Raw genomic sequence first — 787 nt, 5'->3', positions numbered from 1 at the left:
AATGATCTTATATATTTTTATATTGGATATTGGCCGATTGTAAAATTAAATTGAACACTTTGTAAAAAATAAAAGCCCATCTGGGCCTGTTTGATAGAACGTTAATAACCACAAAAACTTCTATTGGAGGTCACAAATGGACTCTTTATGTTTTACCATGAATCAGCGCATTAAAGGCAAACACTTATCATTCGAAGAGCGGGTTATTATCCAAACTCGTATTAAAGACGGCTTCTCTCTTAGAGCTATTGCACGTGAACTTGGTTGTTTCCCGTCTACCATCAGCTATGAAGTCAAACGCGGTACTGTTTCTCTTTATCATGGCAAACAGAGCCGGTACAAGGCTGATCACGGTCAAAGCGTTTATCAGGCTAATCGATACCATTGTGGCCGCAAATCAGACTTCTTGAAAAAATCTGATTTTATCGAATATGTTAACAAGCATTTCTCTGAAGACGACTGGTCGCTTGATGTATGTGCCAATCGCAGTTTGGCTATAGGAGAATTTTCTAGTAATCAAACGGTTTGTACTAGAACCCTGTATAACTATGTCGATCAAGGATTAATGGATAGCAGAAACTGTGATTTGCCCGAAAAGTTAAAACGCAACACTAAAATTCATCGCATCCGCAAAAATAAGAGAAAGCTTGGCCGAAGCATTGAAGAATGTCCACAAGAGATCAACGATCGATAAGACCGCTGCCAGTGTCATGCATGCTTTTAGAACGCTTCAAAAACAATACAGCGAGCACTGGAACGACATCTTCAAGACATCATTAACATTGAA

Annotated in this window: 1 pseudogene; it reads left to right on the top strand. The window is 38.8% G+C overall.

The window, feature by feature from the left end:
* Positions 1-136 precede the first annotated feature (136 nt).
* Positions 137-787: pseudogene (locus WS44_RS09630) on the top strand (IS30 family transposase); the annotation flags it as partial.

Origin of the sequence: Lactobacillus sp. N54.MGS-719 (genome assembly GCF_000980505.1) — a bacterium.
Classification (GTDB): domain Bacteria; phylum Bacillota; class Bacilli; order Lactobacillales; family Lactobacillaceae; genus Lactobacillus; species Lactobacillus amylovorus.
Note: the sequence above shows the minus strand (reverse complement) of the source record. Positions and strands in the feature narration are given on the sequence as shown.